At 70.6% G+C, this 26,803-nt stretch carries 23 protein-coding genes; 12 read left to right on the top strand and 11 right to left on the bottom strand.

Features of this window, described 5'->3' with window-relative positions:
* Positions 1-21: 21 nt before the first annotated feature.
* The 5 genes from ACFY0T_RS30920 to ACFY0T_RS30900 all read right to left on the bottom strand — a co-directional run bounded on the left by ACFY0T_RS30920 (position 22) and on the right by ACFY0T_RS30900 (position 7,070).
* Positions 22-1,296 (bottom strand): glycosyltransferase, encoded by a 1,275-nt coding sequence (locus ACFY0T_RS30920; RefSeq protein ID WP_388877681.1) that lies wholly within the window; start codon positions 1,294-1,296, stop codon positions 22-24.
* A complete protein-coding gene (locus ACFY0T_RS30915) occupies positions 1,293-2,951 on the bottom strand; it encodes an ArnT family glycosyltransferase (protein WP_388877678.1) in 1,659 nt (552 codons plus the stop codon). Before ACFY0T_RS30915 ends, ACFY0T_RS30920 begins: the two co-directional genes overlap by 4 nt.
* Positions 2,948-4,210, bottom strand: coding sequence for a glycosyltransferase (locus ACFY0T_RS30910; protein WP_388877675.1), 1,263 nt, complete (start codon positions 4,208-4,210; stop codon positions 2,948-2,950). Before ACFY0T_RS30910 ends, ACFY0T_RS30915 begins: the two co-directional genes overlap by 4 nt.
* 189 nt (positions 4,211-4,399) lie before the next feature.
* A complete protein-coding gene (locus ACFY0T_RS30905; protein ID WP_388877673.1) occupies positions 4,400-6,490 on the bottom strand; it encodes a thioredoxin domain-containing protein in 2,091 nt (696 codons plus the stop codon).
* Positions 6,471-7,070 carry an ArsR/SmtB family transcription factor gene (locus ACFY0T_RS30900; protein WP_388877670.1) on the bottom strand — a complete coding sequence of 200 codons (600 nt, stop codon included), beginning with the start codon at positions 7,068-7,070 and terminating at the stop codon, positions 6,471-6,473. Before ACFY0T_RS30900 ends, ACFY0T_RS30905 begins: the two co-directional genes overlap by 20 nt.
* 93 nt (positions 7,071-7,163) lie before the next feature.
* On the opposite strand from ACFY0T_RS30900, the gene ACFY0T_RS30895 reads away from it, so the two are divergent.
* From ACFY0T_RS30895 to ACFY0T_RS30875, 5 genes are all read left to right on the top strand, one after another.
* Positions 7,164-7,538 (top strand): hypothetical protein, encoded by a 375-nt coding sequence (locus ACFY0T_RS30895; protein WP_388877667.1) that lies wholly within the window; start codon positions 7,164-7,166, stop codon positions 7,536-7,538.
* Between the two features lie 309 nt (positions 7,539-7,847).
* A complete protein-coding gene (locus ACFY0T_RS30890) occupies positions 7,848-11,048 on the top strand; it encodes an AAA family ATPase (protein WP_388877665.1) in 3,201 nt (1,066 codons plus the stop codon).
* 38 nt (positions 11,049-11,086) lie between these two features.
* The gene (locus ACFY0T_RS30885) at positions 11,087-13,666 is read left to right on the top strand and encodes an AAA family ATPase (protein ID WP_388877662.1); all 2,580 of its coding nucleotides are present in this window, start codon (positions 11,087-11,089) and stop codon (positions 13,664-13,666) included.
* Positions 13,667-13,671: 5 nt separating this feature from the next.
* Entirely contained in the window at positions 13,672-14,955 is a 1,284-nt protein-coding gene (locus tag ACFY0T_RS30880) for a CHAT domain-containing protein (RefSeq protein WP_388877660.1), read from the top strand.
* Positions 14,952-15,974, top strand: coding sequence for a hypothetical protein (locus tag ACFY0T_RS30875; RefSeq protein ID WP_388877657.1), 1,023 nt, complete (start codon positions 14,952-14,954; stop codon positions 15,972-15,974). The genes ACFY0T_RS30880 and ACFY0T_RS30875 overlap by 4 nt, the downstream gene beginning before the upstream one ends.
* 21 nt (positions 15,975-15,995) lie before the next feature.
* Here the strand turns inward: ACFY0T_RS30875 and ACFY0T_RS30870 are convergent, their stop codons facing one another.
* Both ACFY0T_RS30870 and mca read right to left on the bottom strand, forming a co-directional pair.
* Positions 15,996-16,265, bottom strand: coding sequence for a hypothetical protein (locus tag ACFY0T_RS30870; RefSeq protein WP_388877654.1), 270 nt, complete (start codon positions 16,263-16,265; stop codon positions 15,996-15,998).
* A 1-nt stretch (position 16,266) separates the two neighbouring features.
* Positions 16,267-17,127, bottom strand: coding sequence for a mycothiol conjugate amidase Mca (gene mca, locus ACFY0T_RS30865; protein ID WP_388878213.1), 861 nt, complete (start codon positions 17,125-17,127; stop codon positions 16,267-16,269).
* 198 nt (positions 17,128-17,325) lie between these two features.
* Between mca and ACFY0T_RS30860 the strand changes: the two genes are divergently transcribed.
* Both ACFY0T_RS30860 and greA read left to right on the top strand, forming a co-directional pair.
* Positions 17,326-17,724 (top strand): DUF4307 domain-containing protein, encoded by a 399-nt coding sequence (locus tag ACFY0T_RS30860; RefSeq protein WP_388877651.1) that lies wholly within the window; start codon positions 17,326-17,328, stop codon positions 17,722-17,724.
* Between the two features lie 168 nt (positions 17,725-17,892).
* The gene (gene greA, locus ACFY0T_RS30855) at positions 17,893-18,390 is read left to right on the top strand and encodes a transcription elongation factor GreA (protein WP_369248848.1); all 498 of its coding nucleotides are present in this window, start codon (positions 17,893-17,895) and stop codon (positions 18,388-18,390) included.
* Between the two features lie 64 nt (positions 18,391-18,454).
* On the opposite strand, the gene ACFY0T_RS30850 is transcribed toward greA, so the two are convergent.
* From ACFY0T_RS30850 to ilvA, 3 genes are all read right to left on the bottom strand, one after another.
* Complete coding sequence (locus ACFY0T_RS30850; RefSeq protein WP_388877648.1) at positions 18,455-19,312, bottom strand: ABC transporter permease; 858 nt, start codon at positions 19,310-19,312, stop codon at positions 18,455-18,457.
* Positions 19,309-20,319, bottom strand: coding sequence for an ATP-binding cassette domain-containing protein (locus ACFY0T_RS30845; protein WP_388877644.1), 1,011 nt, complete (start codon positions 20,317-20,319; stop codon positions 19,309-19,311). The genes ACFY0T_RS30850 and ACFY0T_RS30845 overlap by 4 nt, the downstream gene beginning before the upstream one ends.
* A gap of 100 nt (positions 20,320-20,419) precedes the next feature.
* Complete coding sequence (ilvA, locus tag ACFY0T_RS30840; RefSeq protein ID WP_388877641.1) at positions 20,420-21,649, bottom strand: threonine ammonia-lyase; 1,230 nt, start codon at positions 21,647-21,649, stop codon at positions 20,420-20,422.
* Positions 21,650-21,813: 164 nt separating this feature from the next.
* Between ilvA and ACFY0T_RS30835 the strand changes: the two genes are divergently transcribed.
* The 3 genes from ACFY0T_RS30835 to ACFY0T_RS30825 all read left to right on the top strand — a co-directional run bounded on the left by ACFY0T_RS30835 (position 21,814) and on the right by ACFY0T_RS30825 (position 23,313).
* Complete coding sequence (locus tag ACFY0T_RS30835; RefSeq protein ID WP_388878210.1) at positions 21,814-22,320, top strand: MarR family winged helix-turn-helix transcriptional regulator; 507 nt, start codon at positions 21,814-21,816, stop codon at positions 22,318-22,320.
* A gap of 244 nt (positions 22,321-22,564) precedes the next feature.
* A complete protein-coding gene (locus ACFY0T_RS30830; RefSeq protein ID WP_388877638.1) occupies positions 22,565-23,068 on the top strand; it encodes a sigma factor-like helix-turn-helix DNA-binding protein in 504 nt (167 codons plus the stop codon).
* The gene (locus tag ACFY0T_RS30825; protein ID WP_388877635.1) at positions 23,065-23,313 is read left to right on the top strand and encodes a hypothetical protein; all 249 of its coding nucleotides are present in this window, start codon (positions 23,065-23,067) and stop codon (positions 23,311-23,313) included. Before ACFY0T_RS30830 ends, ACFY0T_RS30825 begins: the two co-directional genes overlap by 4 nt.
* Positions 23,314-23,320: 7 nt before the next feature.
* Here ACFY0T_RS30825 and ACFY0T_RS30820 read toward each other — a convergent pair whose 3' ends face one another.
* Positions 23,321-24,475, bottom strand: a complete 1,155-nt coding sequence (locus tag ACFY0T_RS30820) for a cystathionine gamma-synthase (protein WP_388877632.1) — start codon at positions 24,473-24,475, stop codon at positions 23,321-23,323.
* Between the two features lie 210 nt (positions 24,476-24,685).
* Between ACFY0T_RS30820 and ACFY0T_RS30815 the strand changes: the two genes are divergently transcribed.
* Together ACFY0T_RS30815 and msrA are read left to right on the top strand one after the other, a co-directional pair.
* Positions 24,686-25,804, top strand: coding sequence for a hypothetical protein (locus tag ACFY0T_RS30815; RefSeq protein ID WP_388877630.1), 1,119 nt, complete (start codon positions 24,686-24,688; stop codon positions 25,802-25,804).
* Between the two features lie 74 nt (positions 25,805-25,878).
* The gene (gene msrA, locus ACFY0T_RS30810) at positions 25,879-26,595 is read left to right on the top strand and encodes a peptide-methionine (S)-S-oxide reductase MsrA (protein ID WP_388877627.1); all 717 of its coding nucleotides are present in this window, start codon (positions 25,879-25,881) and stop codon (positions 26,593-26,595) included.
* Positions 26,596-26,803 lie beyond the last annotated feature (208 nt).

Raw genomic sequence — 26,803 nt, 5'->3', positions numbered from 1 at the left:
GCTCCCGCCCGCGGGCGTGGTTCATTTGGTGGCCTCCGGGGCGCTCCAGTCGGTGCCGAGAGCCCGATCGTGCTCAGCCCTTCGGGCCTCCGCGCGTTCGGTCTCTCGGCACCGACGCGCCCCTTCGGCCTGGCCGTTGCGGCGCGGCAGATAGACCAGCGCTTCGGTCCCTACGAAGCGCAGGACGAAGGTCGTCACCAGGGCCAGTGCGGTGGCGGAGAGTGCGCCCATCCCGAAGCGGTCGACGAAGAGCGCGATCAGCGGGATGCGCAACACCAGATCGGCGTTGGCGAGCAGCGCGAACCGGCCGACGCGGTCCCACCAGTGCCGGTGCTTTCGGCGCTCACGGAAGAGCAGGTGCTCGATGAGCAGGAAGTTCCACGCGACCCCGAGCTGGTTCGCGAGGATCTCGGCCGGCACGTAGTGCAGTCCGGCGGCGGTGAGCGCGTACAGGCCGAGCAGGTTCGGTACGAAGCCGGTGGCGCCGATCAGTCCGAAGACCACCATGCGGGCGACCGGCGAGGCGGTGCGCAGCCCGACGAGGTGGCGCAGGAACCGGAAGCCCTCCTGCGCGGTCGACTTGGACTCGCCCGCGAACCGGTCCTGGAAGACGAAGGGCACCTCGGTGACCTGGCGGGGGCGGCTGCGCACGGCGAGTTCGAGGAGGATCTTGTAGCCGAGCGGCTGGAGGACCTCCGCGGTGACCGCGCTGCGGCGGATCGCGAAGAAACCGCTCATCGGATCGCTGATGCCGCGCAGCCTGCGCGGGAAGAGCGTCTTGGTCAGCCAGGTCGCGCCGCGCGAGACGGCGATGCGGTAGCCGCCCGCGAGTCCGGCGCGGCTGCCGCCCTTGATGTAGCGACTGGCGACGACGAGCCCGGCGTTCGCCCGCTCGCCGGTGGCGACCAACTCCGGTACCAGGGACGGCGGATGCTGGCAGTCGCCGTCCATGACGACGATCCAGTCGGACCCGGCCGCCTTCATCCCCTCCACGACCGCCCCGCCGAGCCCGCCGACCGGTTCCTCCCGGTGGAGGACGGTCACCGGGAAGGGGCAGTCCTTCGCCGCCTCGTGGATGACCTCGGGCGTGTCGTCCGTGGAGTCGTCCACGAAGACGACCTCGCAGGGCAGCCGCGCCGGCACCGTCTCGGTGATCTGGTGCAGCAACTGCCGTACGTTCGCGGACTCGTTGAACGTCGGTACGACGATGGTGACGGCGCCGGGCTCGGGCACCTCGGCGGCGCGTACGGCCGGGTCGCCCAGCTCGTCGGGGACAGTGCTCTCGAAGCTGCTCATCGACTGCCTCCGGAACTCGCCATGGTGGTGGTGTCGTTGATCTGCCGGATCTCGATGCGGTCCGCGCCCTTGCCGAAGGTGGCGACCGGCGTCGAGTGCTCGATCGCGGCCTTGACGTTGGGCAGGTCGACCGCGTCGCGCCGTACCGTCGGGGAGGCGACGACGTAGTCGAGGTCGCGCCACCCGCGCGGCATCGTCTTGGTCACCGCGGGGTCGAGATCGGCCTTGTAGAACCAGATGACGCCGAGCCCGGGCCGGTATCCGTCGTGGACGAGGTCGAGCCAGAGGGCGTCGTCGACGAGAACCCGGGTGTTGGCCGGATCCTTCACCTCGGTCTTCAGCCACGAAGAGGCCGCCCGGTAGGGGGCGTTGGCGTCGGCCGTGACGGCGGTGTGGTCGCCGTCGTACCAGCGCGGCACGACATAGGCGCCGGCGGCCACCACGAGCACGGCCGCAAGTCCCCGGCGCCCCCAGGTGACGTACGTCTTCTCCTCGCCGGTGCGCCGGCGGCGCAGCACCGCGTGGGCGACGCTCGCGGTGCCTCCGGCGAGGACGAGCGCGAGGAACGGCAGCGCCTGGATGACGTACATCGCGGGCAGGTAGCCGCTCGGGCGCAGCGCCACCAGGGCGAGGATCGCCACGGTGAGCGCGGGTCCGGCGAGGGCGCGCGCGGTCACCGACCAGCGCCAGGTGACCAGGAGCAGCAGAGCGCCCGCGAGGCCGCCGAGGGGCAGCACGCGGTCGTAGTACAGCCAGGACTGCAGGACGCCGTACGAGCCGGTGCCCTTGTCGAGGATGAAGCCGGAGCCGGGGCGGCTCATCTGGTACGTGATGCCGTCCCAGAGCGAGACGTGTCCCGAGCCCGGGAACAACTCGCCCTTGAGCAGGGCGAAGAGCGGGTACGCCAGTCCGATCAGGGCGCAGGCGGTGACGGCGCCGGTGAGCGCGAACTTGCGGGTGTCGCGGTGGCTGTGCCGCCACATGGTGACCATCAGCGCGGGCAGGATGACGAGCATCGTCTCCTTGGTGAGCACGGCGGCCGCGGCCGCGATGCCCGCCCCGAAGTGGTGCCACAGATGGCGGCTCGGGGACGCGGCCAGGCAGAACGCCAGCAGCGTCCACATCACCGCGATGTTGTCGAGGAAGATCTCGCGCTGGAGCACGACCGACAGCGGGGAGAGCCCGAAGAGGACCATCGCGAGCCCGGCCGCCCACCGCGGCAGCGAGAGGCGGCGTGCGAGGACGTATACGAGGAGCGCGCTGATCGCGCTGATCAGCAGCATCGCGACGCGCATCGAGCCGACGGTCATCAGGGACGGGCTGAGGTGCGCGGGGATCCAGGTGAGTACGGCTATCTGGATCCAGCCGAGCGGCGGGTGGTCGTACCAGTAGGTGTAGTGGGCCATGCCCTTGCCCTGCTGGACGGCCCAGGCCTGGGCGAGGTAGGTGCCCTCGTCGTCGCTGAGGGTGGGGTAGGCGGCGATGTTCCAGCCCTGGACGACGATGATCGCCGTGAGGAGCACCGCGCACAGGATCAGATCGGGGCGCGAGCTGCGAAAGCGCAGGGCCGGACGGTCGTTGGGGACGATTTTGGGCGCACGGGGCCGCTGCGCGGGGACCGTGGTGGTGGTCGCCGCGTCAAGAGTGGAGGTCACGCAGGAACGTCCTCTCGGATCACTTCGGTGAGATGCGCGCCGACATGACTGGTCAGCTCCCAGTCGTTGCGCCCCCGTTGCTCGCGCCATACGGCACGCACGGCGGCGCCCGCCAGCAGCACCTGGTAGAAGGGACCGCCGACAATGAGCTTCAGGTAGTGGATGAAGCGGACGCGAAGCCCGTACTGCTTGCCGAAGTCGTGCAGTCCGACCAGCTCGAAGACGAAGGTGACCAGGGCGGTCACGGCCGGCAGGAAGGTGATGAAGGCGATGCCGACCGGCACGTCGAGGAAGAGCGCGATGGCCACGTTGAGCGGGATGACCACGCCGGAGACGGCCTGCAGATACGGCGTCATGAGCGTGTAGCGGGCGAGCAACCGCTGCCCGAAGTTCGGGAGTTGCTTCCAGTCCTTCTTCCGGTAGACCTGCAGGAAGCCCTGGTTCCACCGGGTGCGCTGCTTCATCAGCGACATCAGGCTGCCCGGCGTCTCTTCCTTGGTCACCATGTCGGAGTCGTACGCGACGACGACCTTCTTGCCGACGCTGGAGAGCCGCACACCCAGGTCGCAGTCCTCGGCGAGGCAGTTGGGGTCCCACCCGTCGGCTTCCCGCAGCACGTCCGTCCGTACGAAGACGGTGTTGCCGCCGAGCGGAATGAAGCCCTTCTGCGCGTGCAGATGGAGCCGGGAGCGGAACCAGAAGAAGTACTCCAGGCAGTTGCGCAGGCTGTACCAGCTGGAGTGGAAGTTGATGAGCTGGACGCCGCCCTGGACGACGTCCGCGCCCGTCGTGCGGAACGCGTGGTCGACGTGGGCGAGGAGCTCGGGATGGACCTGGTCCTCGGCGTCGAAGACTCCGACGACGTCGCCGCGGCAGTGCGGCAGGGCCGTGTTCATGGCCTTCGGCTTGTTCTTCTTCTCGTGGGTGTCGACGACGACACGGACGCGCGGGTCGCGCGCCTCGGCGCTCCGGGCCACCTCGGTGGTCTCCGGGTCGTCGTGCCCGACGATCACGATGATCTCGAAGTCGGTGTGGCTGGACTCCAGCAGCCGCTGGATCGTGTGGTCCAGCACGGCCTGTTCATGTCTCGCGGGCAGCAGCAGCGAGAAGGACAGGCTCTCACCGCCGTCCGGACTGCTGAACCGGGTGGAGGCAAGCACTTCGGGCGTACGCCACGCGTGCATCTGCCACCACAGGGTGAAGGCCGCCATCCAGAAGAGCGCAAGCGAAACGGCAGCGATAAAGACAGACGTGAGCAACAGATCCCCCCAGATCCCCAAACCCCCTGTCGCGACAGTGAGTCACACCTGTCGCGTCACCGTGGAGAGACTAGGGGGGAACTGTGAAACCTATGGGCTGTTCAGATAAATAGAGTGTTTCGGAATCCTCAGTCCAAGAAGGGGATGTATCCGGCTACGTCGGAGGTTTCCGGTCCACGGGTGACTGTTTCAGACGGCGTTTACGCTGCCGAGCGCGTCTTTGAGCCGTTGGACATCGGATGTCGGAGCGTCACAGGTGAAGTTACGGCAGACGTACGCGGCCGGCCTTCCGTCCACCAGAGGTCGACCGGAAAGCAGCGGCAGCTCCTCACTCTCCGGCGCGCCCACGGCGACGACGGCACCCGGAGCGGTGCCCAGAAGTGCCGTACGGTGCAGGGCCTTGGTCGCCGGATCGTCGGCGGGTCCCACGATCGCGACCTCGCGCGGCCCGTCGAGGAGCGCCTCGGCCACCGCCAGCCCCCAGCCGATGAAGCGGGGCGCGCGCGGCCCGAGCGCCTTCACCACGCCCAACGCCCGCTCGGCGGCGGTGCGATGGGGTTCGGCGCCGGTCACGGCGGCGTACGACAGCAGCGCGCCGGCCGCAGCGCTCCAGCCGGAGGGCGTGGCGTTGTCCGTCGGATCCTGCGGGCGGCGGATCAGCCGCTCGGCGTCGGCCGCCGTGTCGTACAGCGCACCCGACTCGGCGTCCGTGAACTGCACGAGCACGTGGTCGAGCAGGAACCCGGCGAACTCCAGCCAGACCCCTTCCCCGGTGACGGACCCGAGCGCGAGGAAGCCCTCGGCAACATCCGCGTAGTCCTCCAACACCCCCGCGTTCGCGCCGACTTGACCGTCCTTGCTGGTACGGGCCAGGCGTGCGCGATCGTCCATGTGCAGCCTTACGAGGAGGTCGGCGGCGCCGATCGCGGCGTCCACGAGGTCGGGGCGCTCGAAGAAGGCGCCGGTCTCCGCGAGGGCGGCGACGGCGAGCCCGTTCCAGGCGGCGACCACCTTGTCGTCGCGGCCGGGGGCGGGGCGCTCGGCGCGCGCGGCGAGCAGCCGCTCGTGGATGGAGGCGATCTTGTCGGCGTCGAAGACACCTTCGCGCTGCGGGAGTTGGAGGACGGAGGCACCCTCCTCGAAGGTGCCCTCCTCGGTCACCCCGAAGTGGTGCGCGGCGAGTGCGGCGTCGTCACCGAGGACGTCGCGGAGCTGCTCGGGCGTCCACACGTAGTACGCGCCCTCGACGTGCCTGCCCGTCCCGCCCTCCCGTCTCCCACCACCACCCTTCTGAAGACGCGCTTCGCGCGGCACCTGCTCTTCGCTGTCGGCGTCGAGGGCGGAGGCGAACCCGCCCTCGTTGGTGCGCAGTTCACGCACCATGAAGTCGGCGGTTTCGAGCGCGACACGGCGGGCCAGCTCGGAGCCGGTGGCCCGCCAGAGGTGTGCGTAGACGCGGCACAGCAGGGCGTTGTCGTACAGCATCTTCTCGAAGTGGGGCACGACCCACTCGCGGTCGACGGAGTAGCGCGCGAAGCCGCCGCCGAGCTGGTCGTAGATGCCGCCGCGGGCCATGCGCTCGCAGGTGTCGGCGGCCATCTGGAGGGCGCCCTCGGAGCCGGTCCGCGCGTGGTGCCGCAGCAGGAACTCGATCACCATGGACGGCGGGAACTTGGGTGCCCCGCCGAATCCGCCGCGCGCGGCGTCGTACTCCCGGGTGAGCCCGAGCAGCGCGCCGGCCAGTTCCTCCTCGCCGGGCACCTGAGCGTCGCCGAAGCTCATCTCCCGCCCGGCGAGATCCCGCACGATCTTGCCCGCGACCTCGGCGACCTCCTCCCGCCGGTCGGTCCAGGCGCTGTGCACGCCCTCCAGGAGCTGCGGGAAGGAGGGCATGCCGTGGCGGGGCTCGGGCGGGAAGTACGTACCGAAGTAGAAGGGCTCGGCGTCCGGCGTGAGGAACACGGTCATGGGCCAGCCGCCCTGCCCGGTCGCCGCCTGCACGGCCTCCATGTAGACGGCGTCTACGTCCGGCCGCTCCTCGCGGTCGACCTTGACGCTCACGAAGTGCTCGTTCAGATACGCGGCCGTCGTCTCGTCCTCGAAGGACTCGTGTGCCATGACGTGACACCAGTGGCAGCTGCTGTAGCCGACGCTCAGCAGCACCGGCACGTTGCGCTTGCGGGCCTCGTCGAAGGCCTCGGCCGACCAGGGCCACCAGTCGACGGGGTTGTCGGCGTGCTGGAGGAGGTACGGGGACGTCTCATGGGCCAGTCGGTTCACTCTTCCACTCTCCCACGGTGTCCGGGACGGCGTAGAAGCGCAGGTGCACCGGGCGGGCTCCGGCGGGGGCATCCTCACGAGCGTGGCCGTACCGGTCGATCAGTGCCCGGTATGCGCGTACGAAGTCGAGGAGTTCGTCCTTGGTCATCCAGTTGCCGGAGCGCTGGACCTGGGTCCAGCCCTCCGGGCCCGCGTACTCCTTGTGGGCCCGGAGATAGAGCTCCGTGTCCATCTCGATCTTCAGGATCGCCACCCCTTCGGCGGCGGCGTACTCCTCGGGGGTCATCGTGGCCGGATCGGGTGTGGTGTGACTGAACGGGAGCACCCGCCACCAGCGTTCACGGCCGCCCGACTTCTCCGGGATCTCCTCGATGAGGCGCTGCTCGGCGAGTTTGCGCAGGTGGTAGCTGGTCGTGCCGGAGCTCTCGCCGAGTTCCTTGGCGAGCACGGTCGAGTTCGCCTCGCCGTGCCGGCCGAGGTAGTCGAGGATGCGGCGGCGCAGCGGGTTGCCGAGGGACTTGTACAGGGCGGTGCGTTCGACGCTGGTCAGCTCGGGGTCGGGCATGTCGGGGTCGGGCATGCGACCACGGTATCTCCGGCCCACTTCCCTCTGCAGAGTGAGTTCTGCAGAATTTTCTTTGCAGAACTCCCTCTGCGGTTCTATGGTGGTGGCATGCGAACGAAATGGGCTTTGGTGTTGCTCGCCGCCACCGCGGTGGTGCTCGTGCCGTGGATGGTGCTCCTCGTCCGTATGCTCCCGGCGAGCGCCGAGGTGCGGAACTGGCAGGTGGCGTGGGTGGGACTCGACGTCCTGATGGCGGCGGGGTGCGCGGCCACCGCCGTGCTGGGATTCCGCCGCAGTCCGCACGCCCGGCTGACCGCGTCCGCGACGGCCGCGGTCGTGGTGCTCGACGCCTGGTTCGACATAACCACCGCGCAGCCGGGCGCCGCTCTCGCCCAGGCCCTGGCCTGCGCGGTGGCGGAGGCGGGGATCGCCTGCGCGTGTGTCTCTCTCGCACTGTCCAAGGGGCAGGCGGTGCGTGAGTGATCGAGCCTGCGCTGCATCGGTGATCGAGCCCGCGCTGCATCGGTGATCGAGCCCGCGCTGCATCGGTGATCGAGCCCGCGCTGCGTCGGTGGTCTGGCAGCCGCCGCGTGGTGGATCAGGCGGTCGTTGCGCTGTGGTTCGGGGCACGCGCCGTGTGAAGGCGCGGGGCAGACCTGCGCGATGGATCAGGGTCGCGCTGTGTGAAGGAGCGGCGCAGGCCTGCCCGAATGATCGCCGGTCCTCTCGCCTTACCGTCCCGCACGAAGGACACTCATCAGCAAAGGAGTTGCTGCCGGAGGGGGACGTGACATGCGGGACAGCCATCGGGCGGAAGCCGAGCGGCTGTTGGCCCGGGCCGTCGAGGAAGAGGTCCGGCGCTCGGGTGGGCGCGTGGACGGGGGTGTGCTGCTGTCCCGGGCACGGGCCGCGCTCGACGCGATGGGGCAGACAGCCGCCGAGGAGTACGAGGCGTATACGCGGGCCCTCGACGAGGCGGAGGCAGGGCGGCTGACCTTCGGGCAACGCTATGCCCGGGAGGGTGCCGGAACTCCCTTACTGGTGGCCGCCGTCGCGGCGGTCGCGGCCGTCGTCGCGGACCTGGCGCTGGGCACGGGCGCGGGCACGGCGATCGGCGCGGGCGCCACGGTCGGGGTGGCGGGTGCGGCGGCCACCGTGCTCAAGGTGACAGCCTCGCATCTGCCGGCCGCGAGCCGCCGGGCCGGCGCCATAGGGCAGCCCGGCGGCCCCGAGCAGCTGCGCCTGCAGTGGCTGACGGCCCTGGAGGTACGGGGTATCCGACCGTTCCTCGACCAGCAGCGGGTGCTCAGCGCCTCCACGGGCGCGAAGCAGGGAGCGCCCCAGCTGCGGCGCACCGACAAGAGCGCGGCGGCGCGGCGGCGCAGCGTCCTGGAGCAGTCGTTCGGCCAACTGCCCGAGCCGGCCGGCCCGTTCGCGGGGCGCCGGGCCGAGCTGTCGCGGGTCGCGCAATGGGTGCACGCGGCGCGGGCGAGCACGGAGACGAAGCCGACGGTCGTGGTGCTGCACGGCGCGCCCGGCTCCGGCCGCAGCACCCTCGCGATCCGCGCGGCGCACGACCTGAGGGACCAGTTCCGCGGCGCGTGCGTGGTGGACCTGCGCGGCGACAGCCCGGACGACCCTCCGCTGACCACGCGCGACGCGCTGCTCCACCTCCTGAACCGTCTCGGCGCGCCGCGCGAACAGCTTCTGTTCCGCGAGCGTTCCTCACAGGACCAGCAGGTCAGGCGGCTGAGTGAGCTGTACCACCAGCATCTGACGGGCCTGCCCGTGACGATCGTGCTGGACGACGCGAGCGATGCCGAGCAGGTGCGCACCCTGGTCCCCGAGCGCTCGGAGAGCCTCGTCCTGGTCACCGCCCGCAAACCGCTCGACCTGCCCGCCGACCTCCCCGCCTGGGTGCACCAGCTCCCCGTCGAGGCACTGGAGGCGGCAGGCGCGGAGGAGCTGCTGAACGCGGCGGCGCAGGACGCATCGGGCCCCTACGACGCCGAATCCACCGACCGCGTAAGGGAGTTGTGCGGCGGACTGCCGCTCGCCCTGCACATCGCGGGCTCCTCCCTCGGCCCCCGCACCCCGCGCCAACTGGCCTCCGACCTGGCGGCGTACGGTCCCGTGGAACCGGTCGAGCGGGTGCTGTGGCTGCGCTACACCGACCTGTCGGAGACGGCGCGCCGGCTCCTTCGCCGTCTGGCCCTGGCCGGCCGTGCCTCCCTGGGCGCGGCCGCGGCGGCGTCCCTGCTGGCCACGGACGAGCCGGAGGCCACCCGCCATCTGACCGCGCTCTCCCAGGCAGGCCTGATCGACCACGTCCGCGGCAGCCGCTACCGCCTGCACGACCTGGTACGGGCCTTCGCGGCGGCCCGTCTCCTGGACGAGGAGGAACCCGCCGAGCGCACGGCCGCGCAGGAACGCCTGATCGTGAACTACGCGGAGCTCGCCGACTCGGTGATCCGCCTGGTCGACGGCAAGACGTCCACGCGCGCCGATCAGTTCGGGCCGCACGGCTTCACCTCCCTCGACGCGGCCCTGCGCTGGCTGGACGACGAGTCGAGCTTCATCACGGCGGCACTGCGGCACGCCGAAGGCGTGAACCAAGCGGCGGTACTGAACCTCCTGGGCGCCCTGTGCGACTACTGCCTCCTGCGCGGCGACCTCTACCGCCTGGGCGAGATCAGCGAGTTGACGCAGGCGGTCGACCAGGGACTGCTCGTGCGCTCGGTCCAGTGGCGCACGGGCATCGCGGCCCGCCAGCTCGGCGAGCTGGACAAGGCGCGGACGACCCTGACCTCGGTCGTGGACCTCTACTTCGAGGCCCACCACGACGCGGGCGCGGCCAGGGCGCTCTGCTCCCTCGGCATCACCCTGCACCACCAGGGCAATCTCACCGAGGCGGCGGCCAAGCTCCAGGAGGCCATGGACCTCCAGGCCTCCCCCGACCTGGCCGCCGACCGCGCCTGGACGATGCACGCGCTCGCGGCGGTGGAGCGCGACCGGTCCCGTCTCGCCCGGGCCCTCGACCTGCTCACCGAGGCCCTGGTCCTGCACCGCGAGGGCGAGTCCGTGCACGGCGAGGCCTGGGCCCACTTCCAGCTCGGCCAGCTGGGCCTGCGCATGGGCGACGTACCGCGCGCGGACCGCGAACTGCGCGAGGCCCTCGACCTGTACGGCCGCACCCGCGACGCCCGCGGCGAGGCCTGGGCGCTCACCCAGCTGGCCCGCGCCCGCCTCGTCGACAGCGACGCGACCGCCGCGGTCGCGGGCCTGCGCCAGGCGGCCTCCCGCCACCGCGAGAACGAGGACGCGCGCGGCGAGGCGTGGACGATCTACTACCTGGGCCAGGCCCTGGAGGAGACCGGCAACCTCGACCAGGCGGTCCGCGAACTGGAGCGCTCCCGCACGATGTTCTCGCGGATGCGCGACGTCTACGGACTGGCCTGCGCCCGCCACCACTCGGCCCGCGTCACCCGCGACCAACGCGCCGCCCAGACGGGTTCGTTGCGCAATTCGGGCTTCGCCCGTCAGCTCCTGGTCGACGCCCGCGCCGACTTCCAGCGCATCGGCGTCGCCCACGGCGAGGCGTGGACCTGCCTGGAACTGGCGGTCGTCGACGCCGGCAACGCCCGTACGCAACAGGCCCTGGCCCTGTGCGACGAGGCGATCGGCCTCTTCACGTCGTACGGCGACCGCCGCGGCGAGGACTGGGCCCGCTTCCTGCGCTGCACCCTCCTCCCGTACGCCGCCCCGGGCGGCTACGAGGTCGGCGCGGCCGTGGCCCAGGAGGAGCTGAGCCAGCTCTCCCGCACCGGCCACGCGTCCCGGGACGGAAAGCTGGACGACTACATCGAGGCGTACCAGCTGTTGCTGGAACGCGGCGTGGACCTGGACGCCGGATGGCAGGCTTGGCGGTTGGGGATGGTGCCGGGACGGCATGCTCGGGATGTGATGGGAGTGGCGGTGACGACGGCTCGGTAGGGCCGTTGGGGTTGTTCGGGGACGAGGGGGATCCAGTGATGTTGGTCGGGCGTACGCGGGAACTGGCGGGTGCGCGACGGCAGTTGGCGAGTGGGCGGCCCTTGGTGGTGACCGGGGAGCCCGGTATGGGCAAGTCGGCGTTTCTCGGCGTGCTCGCGCGGCAACTCGCCGAGGAGCGAGGGCTTCCGGTGCACCGCGTGCGCGTCGCGGACTTCGGGCTCCGTTCCGATGTCACGCTGCTGCGGTTGTTGGGGGCGTGCGGCGAGGCCGGTGCGAGGGCTCTCACCGAGGTGGTCGGACAGGCTCCGGCGGCGGTTCCGAACGCGGTCGTGCACATCTGCCGGCAGCTGTTCCTCGCACATCCGGCGGTCGTGGTCGTGGACGGAGTCCCCACCGGCACCGCGGCGGACGACCTGCTCGCCGACCTGGTCAGCGCCTTCTCCAGGACGCTGTCCTTCCTTCTGGTGGGCTCGGCGGACGCCCGGCCGCCGCAGGGCGCGCACGTGGCGCTCTGTCACCTGCGCGCGCTGGACCGAGCCGACGCGTCGGCGCTCGTCCGCGAGACAGCCGGGCGCCATGGCCTGACAGCCGTGGAGGAACTCCCCGAAGAGCTGGTGGAGACGGCGAGCGGCAATCCGCTGCTGGCCCGGGTCGTGGGGGCCCAGATGGCGGCCGCGGTGGAGAGCGGGCGTCTCCCCACCGTCGTGCGGTTACCGGCCCCCGCATGGGCGAGCGATGAGGCGAGGAGGCTTCTCGACGTTCTGGCCGCCCTGGGCGTCGAGGAGTTCCCCGCGGACCTGGTGCACACGCTGTGGGGCCGGCCCACCAGCGCGGTCTACGAACTGTGCCGGTACGAAGTGCTTCACCTGACCGACGAGGGGAATCTCCGCCTGCCTTCGGTGATCCGTTCGCTCGTCGTACAGGAGTGGAGCGATGCCGAACTGCGCGACAGGACGGCCGATGCCGCACGGACACTCGTCGGCGCCGCAGAGGAGAACCCCGCCGCGTTCGGGGACCATCCAGCCGTCTTCGTCGCCCTTGTCGGCCGCACGAGCGTGGCGTGCGACTTCGTCGGACCTCTGGCGGATCAACTGGCCCAACGTGGTCGGCTCGCCGAGTTGCTCGTCCTGCGGCAGGTCCTGTGGGCCAGGACGGGAGAAGTGGCCCTGGCGGTGCCCCTGGCCGTCGCCACCCGCGAGACCGGGCAGCCGGAGCTGGCGGCGGCGCTCCTGACAGCACACGCATCCGACGACAACGCCCTGTTGCAACGGGCCATCACCGCCCACCACATGGGCCTCCTCGCCGAAGCCGGCCGCCACCTCTCCGCCCTCCCCTCCGGCCGTGGGGCGGAAGCCTGGACCCTGCTCACCCGTGCCGCCGTCCACTGCGACCGGGGCGATCTGCGCGCCGCCGGACCGCTGCTCAGGCGTGCGGTGGAGGCGCACCAGGTCGCGGGTGACCGGCGCGGCGAGGCGTGGACCGTGTTCCAGTACGGGCGGCTGTGTCTGCTGCGCGGCGAGGTCGAGGACGCGGAGAAGTTGCTGCACGCCGCGCAGGAGGAATTCCATGCGCTCGGCGATGCGCGGGGCGTGGCCTGGGCGCACACCGAACTCGGGCGGCTGTCCCTGCAGTTGGGCACGGCCCACCCTTACGAGCTCTCCCAGATCCGCCTCGCGCACGAGAATCTGGGCGACCCACGTGGCGCGGCCTGGGCCCGGCTGTGGTGGGTTCTGGCGAACGCGGACGCACCCGACTTCCCATGGGAAGACGAATTCCCGTCCGTGATACACCACTTCCGCGACGTCTCCGACCAGCTCGGCCACGCCTGGGCGCTCCACCACCACGCCCTGACCCTGGCCCGCACGAACGGAACCGCCGACAGCCGGAGCGAAGCGGATCTGCTGTTCGTCGAGGCCATCCAGCTCTTCAAAGCCACGGACTGCCCCCACGGCAGGGCCTGGACCCTCCTGGAGCGCGGCCTCCACGACCCCACTCGCCGGTTCCTGCACCACCGCTGGGCGGGCGACATCCGCCACTGGTTCCGCCTCATCGGCGACGACGCGGGCGAGGCCTGGCTGGACCTGGCCGAGTCGTCCGTCGGCTCCTCCCCACCGTACGAACTGGCTCGCCGCTTTCCCTCCGTCCTGCTGGACTCGGTCACATGGACCGAGGACGGCGATCTCCTCCTCCCCCGCGCCGCCCGCTACACCCAGCCCGAGCCCCGCCCCGACGCCTACGACCCGGACGCCTTCAGGTCCCGCGTCCGCCTGACCCTCCTCGACGACACCCCCACCCGTATCGCTCTGGAGATCGTCCCCGGCGCCCGGCACCCGTGGTCCACCGGCCCACTCCCCCCGCTCACCGCCCACGCCGTCCCGCTCACCCACGCCGACGTCCAGCCCCCGCACGCCATCAATGCCGACGGCGCGGAGTTCCGCTTCACCCCGCGTCTCCCCGGCCGCCACCGCATCCTCTTCACGATCACCGACCACGCCACCGGAGCCGTCCTCCAGCAGGTCGAGACGGAGATCGACGTGTGGTCGATCGGCCCGGCCCCGCGTATGAGCGCTCCCGCGGCGGCTCCCGTGACGGCTCCCGAACCCGCACGGAGGGCCTGAGCCCCATGGCCCGCGAACTTCCCGCCCAGGTCGTCCAGGACCCCAGCAGCGGCTTCACCCGGCATCCGGCTCCCACCGTCCGTCACCCGGACCTGGTCCTCGCCCTCGACGCGTACGCCGACGACCACATCAGGGCCCGGATGTACGGCCCGGCCACTCCCCCGTCCGCGACCGAGCACGCGGTGAAATTGCAGGTGAAGCCCGCAGTGGTGACCGCGGCCGCCGCGCGTCTGCGGGCACTGTGGAAGCGCGAACTGGTCGACTTCCAGCCCGTCGACGGGCACGGCATCCCCGTCGCGAACCGCCCACTGCTCCCGTACGCCACCTGCCCGGATCTCACGGCGGAACCCAAGGAGGAGCGACGCGAGATCCTCGACGAGCTGGCCCGGCAGGGCAGCTACCTGCTGTACGGCGAACTCCTCGGCGACGGCGGCCAGGGCACCCGGCGCTTCCGCGACATCCTGACCCGCGCGCTGAGCGGCGACGAGCCGCTGCGCATCCGCGTCGACTCCAACCTGTTCCTGCCCTGGCCGATGCTCTGTCTGCCCGAGGACCCCGCCGACGGCCCGGACGACGTCTTCCGCCGCTTCCTCGGCTACCGGCACCAGATCGAGCAGACCGGCAGCTACTACCCGTGCTTCGCCGACGACGAGTCCGCGCCGCCACCCGCGATACCGGTGGTGAGCCTGAACCACGACACGAGCATCGATCCGGACGGCGTCACCAGAGCCGCCGACGTCGAGGCCGCCCTCGCGGCAAGCACCGTTCCCGTCGAACGTACTCTGCGCAAGGAGCTGCTGGACGCCTTCCGATCGGGCGGTCTCGACGAGCAGCTGATGTACTTCTGGTGCCACGGGCACTTCCGGAGCACCCCCGACGACAACTCCCCGTTGTTCGTGGTGCGGTTGAGCGACCAGAAGGACATCGACGCCCCCACCCTCCTCGCCCAGCGCACGACCACCGACCCGCTGCTCCCGCACCGTCCGCTGGTCCTGCTCAACGCCTGCTACGCGGGACTGCCCGGCTCCGCCGAGCTCGTACACCTGGGCGGCGCCCTCATCGAGGCGGGCGCGGGCGGCGTACTGGGGCCGCAGATCGAGATGCCGCAGATGTTCGCCGCCGAGTACGCGTACGCGTATGTCACCCGCTATCTCGGCGGCCGGGAGACCGCCGGCGAGATCGCCCACGATCTGGCCCGGCACTTCGCCGACACCTGGAGCAACCCGCTCGGCTTCGCCTACACGCTGCAGTGCGGCATGGACAACAGACTGGAGCGGACCACCGTATGAGCGCCAAAGCGGCCGGGGTCCACGCACTCGACGTGCGCACCTTCGACCTCGACGAGTCCGGCTGGCCGCTGCGCCCCACCGGCTCCGGCCCGCGCCCGGTGCCCGCCGCGCAGCTCGACGGCTACGTCGCCCAGCAGCTCACGCCGCCGCCGTGGGTCACCGACATCGTCGTGTACGTCCATGGCTGGAACACCTCGCCCGACTCGGCGCTGGCAGCCGTACGCACCCTGCTCGGCCTCGCCTCCCGGCAGTACGACGGGCACCGCGGTATCTATCCCCGGCTCGACCGTCCGGGACGGCCGTTCGTGCCATGGCCGGTGCTGGTCCGCTGGCCGTCGCGCTCCGTGCCGTCGCTGGGCGGCTACCGGCTTATCCGGGACCGCGCCCACGCCATGGCCACCGACGGCCATGCCGCCCGTGTCATCGGGCAGCTGCTCGGCTATCTGGACACCCATCGGGCCGATCCGGCGGCCGCACCCGTGCTGGCGAACCGCAGCGGGCAGTATCTGCACCTGGTGGGGCACTCGTTCGGCTGCCGGTTCCTGTGCGAGGCGGTGCAGTGGGCGGCGAACCGGCGCGGTGGTGCCACGCTCGGCTGGTCCACGCCGAAACCGAAGGGCCGCCCCTTTACCGTCGACTCGATGCTGCTGCTGCAGATGGCCAGCCCCCGGGACGCCTTCGCATCGAGGTTCACCGCCCTCGCCGAGGCCCCGCTGCGCGGCCCCGTCGTGGCGACGTACTCCCAACACGACCGGGCCACCGGTTTCTGGCATCTGCGCGCCGAGCGGCGGGCGGGTATCGGGTACGCGGGGATCGGCACCGCACCCGCGCCCGTGTCGGCCATCACGATGCGGAGCGTCGAGGAGCCGTATCCGCACGACGTCCTCGACCACCGCTTCGTCAGCGTCGACGCGAGCGAGGTCTACACCCGCAAAAGCGGCCCGGCGGGCGCGCACTCCGACCATCTGCGGCCGGAGTCCGCGCACCTGCTGCTGTCCCTGGCGGACCACTCCCGCTGAGCGCCACTCGCACGCAGGGGCTCAGCCCTTCGCGGGCGAAGCCTTCCCGCCCGGGGCGGACCCGGTGGCGGTGCCCTTGCCGGACTTGCCGGAGGCCCCCGCGTCCTGCTCCGGGTCCTCCTCGAAGGTGACCTTGCCCATGTGCCGGTTCATCGACTTCATCAGCCCCCACACGGCCAGGGCCATCACCGCGAAGACGATGAAGCCGAGGACGCCGGGGGTGACCTTGTTCTTGTCGACCTCCTTGGCGAGGGGGAGGACGAGGTGCGTCACTGCCAGGCTTGCGCTCATGTCAGGCATTGTCGCGGATGCCCGCAAAGAGGTCGTCCTCGGGGAGGGAGGTATCGACGAGGGACTTGGCGAGCTCGTACTCCTCGGTCGGCCACACCTCCTTCTGGATCTCCATGGGGACCTTGAACCAGCCGCCGTCGGGGTCGATCTGCGTGGCGTGCGCGATCAGCGCCTTGTCCCGGATCTCGAAGAAGTCGGCGCACGGGACGTGCGTGGTGAGCGTGCGCTCGGTGCGCTCGAACTCGCTCCAGCGCTTCAGCCACTCCCCGTACGGCGACTCCAGGCCGCGGTCAAGGAGGGCGTTGTGAAGAGCTTCAGTCCGCGGGCGGTTGAAGCCCTGGTTGTAGTAGAGCTTCTGCGGCTGGAAGGCCGCGCCGAACTCGGACTCCGGGTACTTCTCGGTGTCCGCGGCGCCCTCGAACGCCACCATCGAGATCTTGTGGGTCATGATGTGGTCGGGGTGCGGGTAACCACCGTTCTCGTCGTACGTGGTGATCACCTGCGGGCGGAAGGAGCGGATCTGCTTGACCAGCTCGCCGGCCGCCTTGTCCACGTCCTCGAGGGCGAAGCAGCCCTCGGGCAGCGGCGGCAGCGGATCGCCCTCGGGCAGGCCCGAGTCGACGAAACCGAGCCACTCCTGCCTGATGCCGAGGATCTCGCGGGCCTCGTCCATCTCCTTCTTGCGTACCTCGTGGATGTGCTCCTCGATGTACTTGTCGCCCTGAAGCTTCGGATTGAGGATGGAGCCGCGCTCCCCGCCCGTGCAGGTCACGACCAGCACGTCCACCCCCTCGGACACGTACTTCGCCATGGTGGCGGCGCCCTTGCTCGACTCGTCGTCGGGGTGGGCGTGCACGGCCATCAGTCGCAGCTGGTCAGTCAAGACTCAAATCCTCGGTCAGTCGGCTGTCGCCTCGGTAGGTCGGCTGTCGGCGCCCGGCATGAAACGGCGCGATGGGCGGCTTCTATAGTGACGGAATCGGAGGGCCAATAATTCCGGGGGTCCGGTCTCTGGGCCCTCACACTGGACCCGCACGCGGCCCCGGCCGAGAGGACGATCATGAGTACGGCGAGCACGCAGCTGCCCGAGGGCCGGTACGGCCGCTCCGCGGACGAGCGCGCCGACCGGAAACTCAAGGTCATCGGCAGCATTCTCGCGGTGGGCCTGCTCGCCCTGGTCGGCTGCTTCGCGTACCACTATGTCGTCCAGAACAAGATCAGCGCCGAGGTCATCACCTTCGACACCTCGGACAGCGCCGTCAAGGTGCACCTGGAAGTGCGCAAGGACGCGGACGCCACCGGCTACTGCACCGTACGCTCGCAGGCCGAGGACGGCTCCGAGGTGGGCCGCGCGGACTTCCGTTTCACCGGGCACGCCACCCGCATCGACAAGGTCGTCACTCTCCGTACGACGGCCCCGGGGACCACGGCGGAGCTGCTCGGCTGCCACGCGGACTGACGTCACCCTTGTCACGTATCCGCTGACCTGCATTGACGTAATTCTGATGGCTTATGTCCTCCCCCTTGGGCCATTGAATTGTTAGGCTCGTGGTTTCGCCCACCCGTGAAGGAACATTCTTCTGGGTAGGGCGATGCTTTGTATTCCCAGTACCTACGAGGAGCACCTGTGACCCAGACCAGCGAGAACGTCACCTGGCTGACCCAGGAGGCGTACAACCAGCTCAAGGCCGAGCTGGAGTACCTGTCTGGTCCCGCGCGCACGGAGATCGCCGCCAAGATCGCGGCCGCGCGCGAGGAGGGCGACCTGCGCGAGAACGGCGGGTACCACGCGGCCAAGGAGGAGCAGGGCAAGCAGGAGCTCCGTGTGCGCCAGCTGACCCAGCTCCTGGAGAACGCCAAGGTCGGCGAAGCTCCCGCGGCGGACGGCGTGGTTGCGCCGGGCATGGTCGTCACTATCGCCTTCGACGGCGACGAGGACGACACCCTGGACTTCCTGCTCGCCTCGCGCGAGTACGCCAGCTCCGACATCGAGACGTACTCGCCGCAGTCCCCGCTGGGCTCCGGTGTGAACGGCAAGAAGGTCGGCGAGGACGCCCAGTACGAACTGCCGAACGGCAAGTTCGCCTCGGTGAAGATCCTCAAGGCCGAGCCGTACCAGGGCTGAGCCCAGGACCAGCGACTACGACGGTGCCCCCGGCCGCGCGGCCGGGGGCATCGTCATGCCCAGGTCACGCGGTGGCGGATCGGTACTTGCGCACCGCCAGCGTCCTGAATATCAGGATGATCAGGACCGAGTAGATCACCGAGGCCCAGATGGAGTGCTGCATGGGCCAGGCGTCCGACTTCGACTGGCCCGGGTTGGCGAAGAGCACACGGCAGGCCTGCACCGTGGCACTGAACGGGTTCCAGTCCGCGATGTGCCGCAGCCACGGCGTCATGTTGCTGGAGTCCACGAACGCGTTCGAGATGAACGTGACCGGGAAGAGCCAGATCAGCCCGCCGGACGTGGCCGCCTCCGGTGTGCGGACGGACAGGCCGATCAGCGCGCCGATCCAGGTGAACGCGTACCCGGACAGGAGCAGCAGCGCGAAGGCGCCGAGGACCTTGCCCGCGTTGGTGTCGCCGTAGGAGCCCACGCGCCAGCCGACCAGCAGGGCGACCACCGCGAGGACCAGCAGGGTCAGCGCGGTCTGGACGAGGTCGGCGAGCGTGCGCCCGGTCAGCACCGCGCCGCGCGCCATGGGCAGCGAGCGGAAGCGGTCGATGAGGCCCTTGTGCATGTCGTCGGCGATGCCCGCGCCGGCGCCCGCGGTGGCGAAGGTGACGGTCTGCGCGAAGATGCCGGCCATCAGGAAGTTGCGGTAGTCGATGGGGCTGGTGCTGCCACCGATCTTCATGGAGCCGCCGAAGACATAGCTGAACAGCACCACGAACATGATCGGCTGGATCAGCCCGAAGATCACCATCTCCGGGATCCGGGACATCCTGATCAGGTTGCGCTTGGCGACGACCAGCGAGTCGCGGATGGACTGGCCAAGCGGGTTCGAGGGCGCCGCGACCTGCACGGCGTCGGTGACGGCACTCACTTGTCGGACTCCTTCTTGCGCTTGTTGCCCTTGGGGGCGTCCGTCGGTCCGTTGCCCTCTTCGCGCTCCTCGGCCACATGGCCGGTCAGCGAGAGGAAGACGTCGTCCAGGGTGGGGCGACGGAGGCCGATGTCGTCGATCTCGATGCCGCGGGTGTCCAGCTCGCGGATGACCTCCGCGAGGAGCTTCGCGCCGCCGGTGACGGGCACGGTGAGCTTGCGGGTGTGCTCCTCGACCGTCGTCTCGCCCTTGCCGAAGCCGCGCAACACCTCGGAGGCGGCCGCTATGTGCTCACGCTCGTGCACGACGACCTCGACGCGCTCGCCGCCGGTCTGCGCCTTGAGCTGGTCGGCGGTGCCGCGGGCGATGACGCGGCCGTGGTCGACCACGCAGATGTCGTGCGCGAGGTGGTCGGCCTCTTCCAGGTACTGCGTGGTCAGCAGCAGTGTCGTACCGCCGGAGACCAGTTGCTTGATGACGTCCCACAGCTGTTGGCGGTTGCGCGGGTCGAGGCCGGTCGTCGGCTCGTCCATGAACATCACCGGGGGCGAGACGACCAGGGCGGCCGCCAGGTCGAGTCGGCGGCGCATACCGCCCGAGTACGTCTTGGCGGTGCGGTCGGCGGCGTCCGCGAGGTTGAACTGCTCCAGCAGCTCGTCCGCCCGGACCTTCGCGGCCTTTGCCCTCATCTGGTAGAGCTGGCCGACCATCTGCAGGTTCTCACGGCCGGTCAGGTACTCGTCGACTGCGGCGAACTGTCCGGAGAGGCCGACCCTGCGCCGTACCGCGTCGGGGTGCTTGAGCACGTCGACGCCCGCGACGACCGCTTTGCCGCTGTCGGGGCGCAGCAGGGTCGTCAGGCAGCGGACCGCGGTCGTCTTCCCCGCGCCGTTCGGCCCGAGCAGGCCCAGCACGGTGCCCTCCGGGACATCGAGATCGACGCCGTCCAGAGCCCTTACGTCACCGAAGGTTTTCACCAGGCCTTCGGCATAGATGGCGCCTGGCATGTGTGTACTCCACGTCGTTGGGGATTTTGCACGAACCATAACGCGATGTATCGCGTTGCTCAACAGGTTTTTCCAACGGAAGACGAGAGTGCTCGTGACCTCAGTCGATGACGGTGTAACCCGCCTCGCGCAGCGCCCGGTTCACCTCGGCGCAGTGCTCGTGGCCCTTCGTCTCCAGGTGCAGCTCGACCTCCACCTCCGTGAGCCCGAGCCGTGGATCGGTCCGTACGTGGCTCACATCGAGGACGTTAGCGTCCGCCACTGACAACACCCCGAGAAGTGTGGCCAGGGCGCCCGGACGGTCCGTCAGCCGCAGCGTGACCGCGAGATAGCGGCCGCCCGCCGCCATGCCGTGGCGCAGGATGCGCTGCATCAGCAGCGGGTCCACGTTCCCGCCCGACAGCAGGGCCACCACCGGGCCCTCGAAGGCTCCCGGCTCGCGCAGCAACGCCGCGACGGGGCTCGCGCCGGCCGGTTCGACGACCAGCTTGGCGCGCTCCAGGCAGAGCAGCAGCGCGCTGGAGAGGTTGTCCTCGGAGACCGTGCGGACCTCGTCGACCAGCTCGTCGACGAGCCGGAACGGTACGTCGCCCGGCCGGCCGACCTTGATGCCGTCGGCCATCGTCGCCGGGTTCTCGATCGACACCGGGCGCCCGGCCGCCAGCGAGGGCGGGTACGCCGCGGCGCCCTCCGCCTGCACACCGACGATCCGTACGTCCGGACGGAGCGACTTCACCGCGAGTGCGACGCCCGCCGCGAGCCCGCCGCCGCCGATACCGACGACGATCGTGCGCACCTCGGGGCACTGCTCCAGGATCTCCAGGCCGACCGTGCCCTGGCCCGCGATGATGTCGGGGTGGTCGAAGGGGTGGATGAACACGGCGCCCGTCTCGGCCGCGTACTCCTGCGCGGCGGCCAGCGTCTCGTCGACCACCTGACCATGCAGCCTCACCTCGGCGCCGTAGTCGCGTGTGGCCGCGACCTTCGGGAGCGGGGCGCCGGTCGGCATGAAGACCGTGGAACGCACGCCGAGCAGCGAGGAGGCCAGCGCGACGCCCTGCGCGTGGTTGCCGGCGCTCGCGGCGACGACACCCGCGGCGCGCTCCTCGGGAAGCAGCCCCGCGATCCTGACGTACGCGCCGCGCAGCTTGAACGAACCCGTGCGCTGAAGGTTTTCGCACTTGAAGTGCACCGGCGCGCCCACCAGCTGGGACAGATACCTGCTGCCCTCCATGGCGGTCACCCGCGCCACACCCGTGAGCATCTTCTGCGCGCCACGTACGTCGTCGAGAGTCACGCTGGGAAAGGGGTCAGCCGTGCTGTAGCTCATGACCACCAGTCTCGCAGTTCACGCGGGCGCACTCCCGCCGTGACCATGCTCCGAGACTGGTTTGCGCAGCCCCGGTACGGCCCGCGCCCCGGCCGCGTACCCTGTCCCCCATCCCAGCTCCCCACGCATGAATTGAGCCCCCGGCCATGCCCACAACACCTGAAATGTCGATGGACATGACGACCGTCGGTGACACCGGTCTTCTCGACACGCTGCAGCACGAGGTCGCGGTCTTCGCGCGCCGTGCCGAACAGACCCGGCTCGGCGGGGTGGGGCAGGTGCGCAACTCCATGGACCGTGCCGCGTACCTGCTGCTCAACCGCCTCGACAAGGAAGGCCCGATGGGCGTCAAGGCGCTCGCCGCGAGCATGGGCATCGACTCCTCGACGGTCACCCGGCAGGTGGCCCCGCTGGTCGACACCGGGCTCGTCAAGCGCACCTCGCACCCCGAGGACGGGCGTGCGGTGGTGCTCCAGCTGTCGCCGCGCGGGCAGGCCCGTCTCGACGAAGTGCGCTCCTCCCGGCGTCAGTTGATGGCCGAGCTGACACACGACTGGGCGCCGGAGGAGCGCGAGGCGTTCTGCACGCTCCTCACGCGCTTCAACAGCGCGCTTTCCGCCCGCCAGGCAGCGCAGGGCCTACCGGTGGCGGAGTCGCAGCCCACTTCCTGAACTCCCCGGGGGCACTTCGCCGTGTCCGGTCGCTGTCTCCGGTTGTCTCCACGCAGTTCTCCACGCGCGCGTAGGTCGTTTTCCGGGTCCCCGCGCTCTCCACGCGTGCGCATGTGCGTCGGACTCTTGACCGGGAGGCGGCGCCTGGCCTCATATGAGACCGGGCCCTTGTCGTACGCGGTGCGGTCTGTCGTACGCGGCCGGGGCCCCGTTTCCCTCAGGGTCACCCTCAGGCGGAGGCGTGGTGCGAGAACGGCATGCGTCCCAAGGCGCCCGCCGGGCCCGGGAGTTCGAGGCGTTCGTCGCGGGCGCGGCAGGGCGGCTGTTGCATGCCGCCACGCTGCTCACGGCGGAGCCCCGGGACGCCAACCCGCGCGCCCGGCGCCTGCTGACGCTGGCCCTCGCCCACACGTACGCCTCCTGGGACCGGCTGCGCGGCGAGGACCCGTACGACCGCGCCCGCCAGCAGCTGGCCGTCCGCTTCGCGCGCTCGGCCTGGCACCAGTACGGGAGCTTCGGGCGGCTCCGGTTCCGCGCCTCCTCCGACACCGTCCTGGCCCGGCTCACGCCCCAGGAGCGGCTGATTCTGGTCCTCAGGCTGTACGAGGGGGTCGCCGAGGAGCAGACGGCGGCCCTGCTCGGGCTCCCCACGGAGCGCGTACGGGCGATCTGCGCCCGCGCGATGGCCACGCTGCTGCACCCACCGCGGGGTCCGGCACCGGCACGGGTGGAGGTGGCACCTTCATGAACCGGCCCGAGCGTGAGGCGGCCGTACGGCGGATGCTGGAGCAGGCGCCGCCCCCGGTGCCGCCCGACCTGTACGCGGACGTCGTACGCCGGGGAGGGCGCCTGCTGCGCCGCTGGACGGTGGCCCGGCGCCTGATGTGGCTGCTGCTGTTCGCCGCGGCCGTCGCCTTCATCGTGTGGGCGTCCATGGCCCGCCCGTGGGTGGAGCCGCCGTCGGAGACGACTCCACCGCTGACGGGCTGGTGACCTCGGTTCAGCCGAGGGCCTGCTGGAGGTCCTGGAGCAGGTCGTCGACGTTCTCGATGCCCACGGAGAGGCGTACGAGGTCGGCGGGGACCTCGAGCGCCGAGCCGGCCGCCGACGCGTGCGTCATGCGTCCGGGGTGCTCGATCAGGGACTCGACGCCGCCGAGGGACTCGCCGAGCGTGAACACCTTGGCGCGGTTGCAGACCTCGACGGCCGCCTCCTCGCCGCCCTCGACCTGGAAGGAGACCATGCCGCCGAACGCCTTCATCTGCTTGGCGGCGATCTCGTGACCGGGGTGCTCCGGGAGGCCCGGATACAGAACACGCGTCACGCGCGCGTGCCGGGTGAGCATCTCGGCGATCTTGCCGGCGTTCTCGCTGTGCCGGTCCATGCGCACCGAGAGCGTCTTGGTGCCGCGCAGCACCAGCCAGGAGTCGAAGGGCCCGGCGACCGCGCCCATCGCGTTCTGGTGGTACGCCAGCTCCTCGCCGAGCTCCTGGTCGCCCACGATCAGGGCGCCGCCCACGACGTCCGAGTGGCCGCCCATGTACTTGGTCAGGGAGTGCACGACGACGTCCGCGCCGAGCGCGAGCGGCTGCTGGAGGTAGGGGGTCGCGAAGGTGTTGTCGACGACCAGCTTGGCGCCCGCCTCGCGCGCGATCTGCGCGACCGCGGCGATGTCGGTGATGCCGAGGAGGGGGTTGGAGGGCGTCTCGACCCAGACGGCCTTGGTCTTCGGGGTGAGGGCGGCTCGTACGGAGTCGGGGTCGCTCGTGTCGGCCACGGACCACTCCACGCCCCACCGGGAGACGACCTTCGCGAAGAGGCGGAACGTACCGCCGTACGCGTCGTTGGGGATGACCACGTGGTCGCCGGGGCTGAGCAGCGTACGCAACAGGCAGTCCTCGGCCGCCAGTCCGGACGCGAACGCGAGGCCGCGGCGGCCGCCCTCCAGGGCGGCGAGGTTCTCTTCCAGGGCCGTCCTGGTCGGGTTGGCGCTGCGGCTGTACTCGTAACCGCCGCGCAGCCCGCCGACGCCGTCCTGCTTGTAGGTCGAGACCTGGTAGATCGGCGGGACGACCGCGCCGGTGAGGGGATCGGCGGTGTTGCCCGCGTGGATCGCGAGGGTCTCGAAGTGCTGACTGATGTGCCTGTCGCTCATGAGTCCCGAGCGTAGTGCGCCTGGGGGGTCGATGGCGGCGGACGCCCGCCGGAGCGGGCCCTCCACGATCGAGCCGACCGCCGGAACCGAACCTTCCGCGACCGGGTTGGCCGCCGGAGGCCGCACCTCCCACGACCAGATCGACCGCCGGAACCGGTCCTTCCGCGACCGGGTTGGCCAATTGTCGGACCCGTCTGGTTCGCTTGTGGCATGGAGATTCTCTGGGTCCTGATGGCGCTGGCCTTGTTCAGCCTGGTCCTGCTGCCGGTGCTCATGCGCAGGCGAGCCGGTATTCAGCAGGTCGCGCCCGGCGACCCGGACGCCGCGGACCCGGCGAACTACGGGTTCCTGCGGCAGGAGGAGCTGGACATCCGCATGCCGGGCCCGGACACGGATCTGCTGGACGTCCTGGACGTGGTGCAGCGGACGCAGGACTACCGGGCGGCCTCGCAGCTCCTGGCCGGCACCGAGACAGCGGGCGAGGCGCGCTGGCAGCGAGTGCAGGCCTTCGCGGGCGCCGCGTCGCTGGAGCTGCGGCAGCGCCCCGGCGGAGTGAGCGAGATCCCCGGCGGCCAGTGGCTGCGGGTGTGGCGGACCGAGGCGCCCAAGGACGCGGGCGGCGCGGCGGTGCACGCGGAGTTCCTGGTGCAGCAGGCATGGCGTACGGCGACGCCGGGGACGGACGAGTTCCGGATCATCATGGAGGAGGCGAAGGCGGCCTGCGGCGACGCGGCGCTGCTGTCCCCCGGTGACCCGATCCCGTACATCATCGAGCTCTCCGTGGCCCGCGGACTGGCCTACCCCCAGCCGGAGTTCGAGAAGCTCTGGCTGAAGATCCTGGACCGCGCGCCGTCCCACATGGGGGCGCATCTGACGGCCCTGCACTACTGGTGCGAGAAGTGGCACGGCTCGCGGGAGGTGGCGTACTCCTTCGCGGAGGCCGCGGCCGCGCGCGCCCCACAGGGGTCACTGCTCGCCGCCATGCCGCTCTTCGCGGTCTTCGAGCACCTCCCCGAGGTGAACCTGGTCCGCAGCTTCTACCAGAGCGAGGTCGTGACCAAGGCGGTGCACGGCGCGCTCTTCGCGGTGCACGCGGCCCGCCCCGACGACCCGATGCTGGCCCACGTCCGCCATCTCCTGATCTTCTTCCTGGTCCGAAGCGAGCGCTGGGCCGAAGCGATGAACCAGCTGATGCACGTGGACGGCCACGTGGGCGCACTGCCCTGGACCCTGACCTCCGATCCGGCGGCGGACTACGCGATATACCGGGCGCTGGCGGTGGCGGGGTACGAGGCCAACGGCGGGAGCCCGGCGACACTGCCGCACTGAGGCGCCGGAATGCCCGAGGGGGTTCACGCGTTGAGCAACACGTCCCCCCGGAACCCGTAAACCGTGGAGAGCGCATGTTCCTGCACAGCCGTACGCCGCAGCTCCCGACCCCCGAGCAGGCCCTAAGGGGTCGCCCGGAGCCGATCTTCACGGTCCCCGAGCGCCACACGCTCCTCGGCAACCCGCTCCTTGGCCCCTACCCCGAGGGCCTGGAGACCGCCGACTTCGGCCTGGGCTGCTTCTGGGGCGCCGAGCGCAAGTTCTGGCAGCTCCCGGCAGGCGTGTACACGACCCTGGTCGGCTACCAGGGCGGCAGCACCGAAAACCCCACGTACGAAGAGGTCTGCTCCGGCCTGACCGGCCACACGGAGGCGGTCCGCGTGGTCTACGACCCCACGAAGATCACGTACGAGCGTCTCCTCCAGGTCTTCTGGGAGTCCCACAATCCGACCCAGGGCTTCCGCCAGGGCAACGACGTGGGCACCCAGTACCGCTCCGCGATCTACACCCACACCCCGGCCCAGGCCGCCGCCGCGGCCGCCTCCCGCGAGGCCTACCAGAAGGTCCTCACGACTTCGGGCTACGGCACGATCACGACGGAGCTGCTCCCCGCGGAGGGTCGCACCTTCTATCCGGCCGAGGGCTACCACCAGCAGTACCTGGACAAGAATCCGGCCGGGTACTGCGGGATCGGCGGGACGGGGGTCAAGCTGAGTACCCCGTTCGAAACCAACTGGGGGGCGTCCTGCCCGACGGGCATCGCGTCGGCGCCGGAAGTATCGGAGAAGTAGCCGAACCAGCCTCAGTCCAGCCCGACCGGCCATGGCACTGATCGTCATTGGCGCGGTGCCATGGCCGAGTCGTCCTGCTGAGGCAACGAGCGTGGCCATCCCATTCGTTGCACGCGCTGAGCGTCGCCATGTCACTCCTGCCGAACCGCCGGGCCGAGAGGAACGGGAGAGTCGCGGACGGAGACCGCGGGGAGGAACATCGGAGTCA

Source organism: Streptomyces sp. NPDC001530 (genome assembly GCF_042894545.1).
GTDB lineage: Bacteria > Actinomycetota > Actinomycetes > Streptomycetales > Streptomycetaceae > Streptomyces.
This window is presented reverse-complemented; position numbering and strand designations above follow the sequence as displayed.